Origin of the sequence: Saccharomonospora iraqiensis subsp. paurometabolica YIM 90007, assembly GCF_000231035.2 — a bacterium.
In the GTDB taxonomy this organism is placed as follows: Bacteria; Actinomycetota; Actinomycetes; order Mycobacteriales; family Pseudonocardiaceae; genus Saccharomonospora; species Saccharomonospora paurometabolica.
The window spans coordinates 122,149-128,336 of sequence record NZ_KI912228.1 but is presented as its reverse complement, the minus strand read 5'-3'; the positions used below and the strand labels follow the sequence as shown (position 1 = coordinate 128,336).

At 72.4% G+C, this 6,188-nt stretch carries 7 protein-coding genes; 1 reads left to right on the top strand and 6 read right to left on the bottom strand.

Going from position 1 to position 6,188, the window contains the following annotated elements:
* Positions 1–64: 64 nt before the first annotated feature.
* Together SACPADRAFT_RS0210315 and SACPADRAFT_RS0210310 are read right to left on the bottom strand one after the other, a co-directional pair.
* Positions 65–1,045: a universal stress protein gene (locus SACPADRAFT_RS0210315; protein ID WP_007026036.1), complete on the bottom strand. Its 981-nt coding sequence runs from the start codon at positions 1,043–1,045 to the stop codon at positions 65–67.
* A gap of 19 nt (positions 1,046–1,064) precedes the next feature.
* Positions 1,065–1,460 carry a hypothetical protein gene (locus SACPADRAFT_RS0210310; RefSeq protein ID WP_007026037.1) on the bottom strand — a complete coding sequence of 132 codons (396 nt, stop codon included), beginning with the start codon at positions 1,458–1,460 and terminating at the stop codon, positions 1,065–1,067.
* A gap of 118 nt (positions 1,461–1,578) precedes the next feature.
* On the opposite strand from SACPADRAFT_RS0210310, the gene SACPADRAFT_RS0210305 reads away from it, so the two are divergent.
* Positions 1,579–2,607 carry a S1C family serine protease gene (locus SACPADRAFT_RS0210305; protein WP_007026038.1) on the top strand — a complete coding sequence of 343 codons (1,029 nt, stop codon included), beginning with the start codon at positions 1,579–1,581 and terminating at the stop codon, positions 2,605–2,607.
* Between the two features lie 44 nt (positions 2,608–2,651).
* Here the strand turns inward: SACPADRAFT_RS0210305 and SACPADRAFT_RS0210300 are convergent, their stop codons facing one another.
* The 4 genes from SACPADRAFT_RS0210300 to SACPADRAFT_RS30475 all read right to left on the bottom strand — a co-directional run.
* A complete protein-coding gene (locus tag SACPADRAFT_RS0210300; RefSeq protein ID WP_007026039.1) occupies positions 2,652–3,461 on the bottom strand; it encodes a carbohydrate ABC transporter permease in 810 nt (269 codons plus the stop codon).
* On the bottom strand, positions 3,458–4,402 hold the full coding sequence (locus tag SACPADRAFT_RS0210295; RefSeq protein WP_007026040.1) for a carbohydrate ABC transporter permease: 945 nt from the start codon (positions 4,400–4,402) through the stop codon (positions 3,458–3,460). The genes SACPADRAFT_RS0210300 and SACPADRAFT_RS0210295 overlap by 4 nt, the downstream gene beginning before the upstream one ends.
* The gene (locus SACPADRAFT_RS0210290) at positions 4,399–5,760 is read right to left on the bottom strand and encodes an ABC transporter substrate-binding protein (protein ID WP_007026041.1); all 1,362 of its coding nucleotides are present in this window, start codon (positions 5,758–5,760) and stop codon (positions 4,399–4,401) included. The genes SACPADRAFT_RS0210295 and SACPADRAFT_RS0210290 overlap by 4 nt, the downstream gene beginning before the upstream one ends.
* A gap of 2 nt (positions 5,761–5,762) precedes the next feature.
* Positions 5,763–6,188, bottom strand: a 426-nt coding sequence (locus SACPADRAFT_RS30475; RefSeq protein WP_007026042.1) for a zinc-binding dehydrogenase, incomplete at its 5' end; no start/stop codon positions are given.

Sequence of the window (6,188 nt, the reverse complement as noted above, 5' to 3'; positions counted from 1 at the left end):
GCCGGACGGCTCCGGCGGGGAGTCCGGAAGCCCGGACGACCGGGGTGGTGCGGACCCGACCGGATCACGCTGAGCCCCGGGGCGGCCCGGTCCGCAGCGCCTCGGCTCCCGTCCCGGTGTCCTCCCGCGCCGGCTCCCCCCGGTCGAGTGCGCGCAGCACCGCCACCGGGCACGGCGCGTGGTAGAGCACCGCGTGGCTCACCGAGCCGAGCAGCGCCCGGGTGACCGGGCCGCGCCCGTGGCTGCCGACCACCAGCAGCCGGGCGCCCTCCGCACGGTCGAGCAGCGCGTGCGTGGGCCGTTCGGTCACGGGTTCCCAGTCGATCCCCAGGTCCGGGTGCCGGGTGGCGGCGGTGTCCAGTTGTTCCTTGGCGACCGCCTGGGTGGACTCGTCCACGTGGGTCAGCCCCACCTGGCCCGGCGGTGCGGTGGCGTAGGCCTCCAGCGGCCAGTCGGTCCACGAGTACACCGCCCGCACCGGCGCCCGGTGGTACTCGGCGAAGTCCAGGGCGAAATCCACGGCCCGTTCGCTGTTGTCCGAACCGTCCACCCCGACCACGACGGGCGCGTCGGCCGCCGGGGGCTCCCCCCGCACGACCACGAACGGCTGACGCACCCGGCGTGCCAGCTCGGCCGCCGTGGAACCGAGCACCATCCGTGCCAGGGCCCCCCGTCCGGAGGCGCCCGCCACGACCATCACCGGGTCGAGCTGGTCGGCGAGCTGCACCATGGTGACCTCCGGCGGACCGTCCGGAGTCGCGAAGAACACCGTCAGCCCGGAGAACGCCTCGCGGCACTCGCCCGTCGCCCGGTTGAGGTCCTGCTCGGCGTTCTCCCGCAACAGTCGCTCGTTGTACTCGCCGTGTTCGTCGACCGCGTGCAGCGACGGCAGATCCCACTCGAACGACTGCGCCGCGACGAGCGGCACACCGCGGACCGACGCCTCGGCCGCCGCCCACCACAGTGCCGTGTGCGCCCCCTCCGACCCGTCGAAGCACACCAGTACCCCACCGCGTCCCTCGGACAGTGTGTGTGTCCGTGTCATGCCGCCTCCTGACGTCGCCTCACGATGTGCTGCCCGCACCCACCCGGTCGACCTCGCGCACGACGAGCGGGGTGCCCTGCATGCAGGTGGTCGGCATCCCGGGACGTGGGGTTCCCCACACCACCACCTCGGTACCCGGCCGCAGCCCGGGGCCGGCCCGCAGCAGCAGATACTCCTTCCGATCGGTGAACAGCACCAGGCAGTTCGGTTCCACTCCCCGCGCCACCGTTCCCCGGACGGTGACCTCCGGGGCACCGGTGGTGCGTCCGGTCGGCGGAACGGTGTCCGTGGGCGGAACCCCCGTGCGCCCGTCCGGCCCGTTCGCCCCGTCGGGCCCTCCGTTGCACGCCGACATGGGGACACCCACCGCGGCGAGGACCACGGCCAGGACGGCACCCCGGACGCTCGCGTGCACCCGGCCTCCTCTCACCGGCGGTCACCACCCCACCCGCCCGGTCCCTCCGGGAGTTCCCCGGTACCGGGTCGGTGAACCTCCCGGGATTGACGGCGCGCGGGCAGGGTAGCCCGCCGACATGCGGATCGCCCCTGTTCTCGGCGCCCTGGTCGTCACCGTGGCACTGGCCGGTGGCTGCACCGGTGGTGACGGGCGGCAACCGGCGCCGGGGACCGGTACCACGGCGCCCGCCGACGGCGGGGTGGGCGGCGGCGACGGCGGATACGCCGACCTGGTCGAGCAGCTCGAACCGAGCATGGTCACCGTCCGCGCCGGGGAGGGCGTCGGCAGCGGGGTCGTGCTGCGTTCCGACGTGGTGGTGACCAATCAGCACGTCGTCGCCGACGTCGAGGAGGTCGAACTGGTCTACGCCGACGGCGCGGCCTCCGGGGCCCGGGTGATCGCCACGGACGAGTTCACCGACCTCGCCGTCCTGCGCACCGAACGGAAGAACCTCCCCGTCCCCGAGTACCGCGAGCAGCTCCCCCGGCAGGGCGACGTCGCGATCGCCATCGGCTCACCGCTGGGCTTCCAGAACTCCGTGACCGTCGGCGTGGTGTCCGGGCTGAACCGCGAGATCCCCGGGTCGGCCGCGCAGGGCAACCGGTCGCTGGTCGACCTGATCCAGACGGACGCGTCGATCTCCCCGGGGTCGTCGGGCGGGGCGCTGTTGGACTCCCGGGGACGGGTCGTCGGGATCAACGAGGCCTACATCCCGCCCAGCGCGGGCGCGGTGTCGCTGGGCTTCGCCATCCCGTCGTCCACCGTGGTCGACACCACCGAGGAACTGCTGCGCGACGGGGTGGCCACGCACGCCTACCTGGGTGCTTCACTCGGCAGGCTCACCCCGTCGATCCGGGACCGGCTCGGCATCGAGGCCGAGCGGGGCGCGCTCGTGCTCGGGGTCGAACCGGGCGGCCCCGCCGCCGAGGCCGGCCTGCGGCGGGGCGACGTCGTCGTCGGGCTGGGCGACACCCGTGTCCGCGACGTCGAGGACGTGCTCTCCGCGCTGCGCCGCTCCGAACCCGGCCAGCAGCGCGCGCTCGAATACCTGCGCGACGGGCAACGGCAGCGGACCACCGTGACGATCGGCGAGCGGCAGGGCTGAGTCCCTGCGCCCTGCCCGCCCACCCCGCGCCACTCCCCGGTCGCCTACTTCACGGCCCCCATCGACAGGCCGCGCACGAGGTGGTTCTGCGCGATCCAGCCGATGATCACCACGGGCAGCGACGCGAGCAGTGCGGCGGCGGACAACTGCGCCCAGTACAGGCCCTCGCTGGTGATGAATCCGGACAGGAACACCGGCACCGTCCCGGCGCGGGCCGCGGTCAGGTTCACCGCGTAGAAGAACTCCGTCCACGAGAAGATCACACTGATCAGCGCCGTCGCCGCGATGCCGGGGGCGACCACGGGAAGGGCCACCCGCGTCAGCATCGTCGGCAGCGAGGCCCCGTCCACCCGGGCCGCCTCCAGCATCTCGGCGGGGATCTCCAGGAAGAACGAACGCAGCATCCACACCGCCAGCGGCAGGTTCATCGCGGTGTGCAGCAGCACCAGGATCCACACCGTGTCCAGCAGCCGCGTGTTCTGCGAGATCACGTACAGCGGGATGATGGCGGCCACGATCGGGAGCATCTTCGTGGACAGGAAGAACCCGAGCGCGTTGCCGGTCTGCTTCACCGGGGCCAGCGACAGCGCGTAGGCGGCGGGGATGCCCAACGCGAGCACCGCCAGGGTGGACAGCACGGTGACGACCGCCGAGTTGGCCAGGTACGGCAGGAAGCCGCGTTCCAGGACACCGGCGAACTGCTCCCAGGTCGGGGTGAACAGCACCGTCGGCGGATCGGTGTAGGCGTCGGCCTCGCGTTTGAACGCCGTGAGCACCATCCAGACCACCGGGAACACGAACAGCACCGCGACCAGCCAGGTGGCGCCGGTCAGCACCGGACGGGACGCTCTCATCGCACACCTCCCCGCACGTCGAACGACCGGAACATCACCCGCAGCGCGAACGTCGCCACGATCAGCGTCAGCAGCACCACCAGCACCCCCATCGCCGAGGACTGCCCGACGTCGAAGCCCTGGAAGGCGCGCTGGTAGATGGAGAACGGCAGGTTCGTGCTCGCCGTGCCGGGCCCGCCCTGGGTCATCAGGTAGATCGCGTCGAAGGTGTTCACGATGTAGATCGCCCCGAGCAGGGCGGCGAGCTGGAGGTAGCGGGACAGCTGCGGCAACGTGATCGAGGCGAACATCCGCCACCGGCCGGCACCGTCCACCCGGGCGGCCTCCAGCACCTCCGGCGACCGCGCCTGGAGCCCGGCGAGGATCAGCAGCGTCATGAACGGCGTCCACTGCCAGACCACCTGGGTCATCACCGCCGCGAGCGGATACCGCGACAGCCAGTCGACGTCGGTGCCGAGCACCGCGTTGAGCAGCCCGTAGGTGGGGTCGAACATCGTCGTCTTCCACAGCAGCGCCCCCGCGGCGGGCAGCAGGAGGAACGGCGTGACGACGAGCGTGCGCACGACCGACCTGCCGACGAACCGGCGGTCCAGCAGCAGCGCCAGCCCCAGGCCCAGCAGCAGGGACACGAACACGCACACCAGGGTGAGCAGCACCGTGTTCAGCAGCGCCCCGCGGAACTCGCTGTCGGCGAACACGGCGGCGTAGTTGTCGAACCCGACGAAGTGCCGGGAGCCGGGCCGCACCAGGTTCCACGACTGGAACGAGTAGACCACGGTGACCAGGAACGGCACCTGGGTCGCCGCGATGGTGAACAGCAGGGCGGGCAGCAACGGGGCACGGCGCCGCCAGGCCCGGGCGCGCTCACCCGGGCGGGACCGGTCCGGGGTGGACCGGCGGTGCCCGCGGTGTTCGGCGGGCCCTTCGAGGGTGGTGGTCATCGCGTCTCCCGGTAGGCCGCGCCGACGTCCTCGGCGTACTGCTGGGACCGCCGCAGGGCCTCGTCCACGGTGATCCGCCCCGCGATGGCGGCGGAGAGCTGCCGGCTCACCCGCGTGCCGAGGTCCTGGAACTCGGGGATGCCGAGGAACTGGATGCCCGGGTAGGGCACCGGCTTCGTCATGGTCCGTTCCTGGTTCGCGTTCCGGATGCCCGCCAGCGTCGGTTCGGCGTAGGCGCGGGCGGCCTCGCGGTACTCCGGGATCTCGTAGGTCGACCTCCGGCACCCCGGCGGCACCCGGTTCCACCCGAACGTCTCGCCCACCAGCCGGACATAGTCCTTGTCCGTCATCCACGACAGGAACTCCCAGGCCAGGTCCGGCTTCTCGGTTCCCGCGGGCATCGCCAGCGCCCAGGTGTAGAGCCACCCGCCCGCGGGGGTGTTCCGCACCGGGGCCGCGACGTAGCCCGACTTGCCGACGACGGTGCTCGACGACGGGTCCTCGTTGACGCCCGCCATGACCGTGGCGTCGTACCACATGGCCGCCTGTCCCTGGGTGTAGCGCGTGCCGCACTCGGAGAACCCGGCACTGGCGGCGCCCACCTCGCCGTGCTCCCGGAGCAGACCGACGTAGAACCCGGCCGCCGCGCGGAACTCCGGCGACGTCAGCCGTGCGCGCCAGTTCTCGTCGAACCAGCGGCCGCCGAAGGTGTTCACCACCGTGTTGAACGGGGCGAGGCTCTCGCCCCACCCCGGCTTGCCGCGCAGGCAGATGCCCGCCACACCCGCCTCCTCGTCGTCCAGCACCGCGGCGAACCGGGCGATCTGCGACCAGGTGGGGTTGTCCGGCATGGTGAGCCCGGCCTCGGCGAAGAGGTCCTTCCGGTAGGCCACGAACGACGACTCGCCGTAGAACGGCACCGCGTACATCGACCCCTCGTACGACAACGACTCCCGGATGCTGGGGATGAAGTCGCCGTGGTCGTAGTCGGGGTGGGCGTCCAGGTACGGCCCCAGGTCGCGCAACCACCCGTTGGCCGCCCACTGCGGCGTCTCGTAATTGCTGATCATCACGAGGTCGAACTCGCCGCCGCCGGTCGCGGTCGAGGCGGTGATCTTCGCACGTGCCTGGTTCTCCGGCAGCGAGACGAACCGCAGCCGCACATCGTGTGCGCGCTCGAACCGGTCGGACAACGCGATCGCGTCGTTCATCTGTGGATTGGCCACGATCGCGACGGTCAGCGTCCGCCCGTCGCCGCCGAGCGCCCCCGCCCCCGCACACCCGGAGACCCCCAGCAGCGCCAGGACCAGCAGCAGGGCCGAGAAGGGCCGTCGGCGAGGCCCGGTGACTCGGGACATCGTCACTCCCCTCCCACGGCGCCCGGGAGCGCGTCCGGGAACTCCCGGCCCGGGTCGATGTGGATCTTCAGACCGGTGCCCGCGCGCACGCGTGCCAGCGCGTCCGGCCACTCCGTCAGCGGCATCGTGTCCGTCACCAGCGCGTCCGCCTCGACCACGCCGCGGGCGACGAGGTCGAGCGCGGCGCCGAAGCTGTGCAGCACCGCCATCGAGCCGACGACGGTGATCTCGTCGTGGTAGATCCGGAACGGCGACAACGACACCCGCGCGCGCTCCGGCGCCACCCCGAAGACCAGCAGCCTGCCGCCCCTGCCGAGCGCGTCGACGGCGGCCTCGATCGCGGCGGGGGCACCGGTGCAGTCGACGGCCGCGTCGAACCCCTCCCCGTCGAGGTCGGCGACGTCGCCGGCGACGGCCTCGGCGCCCTG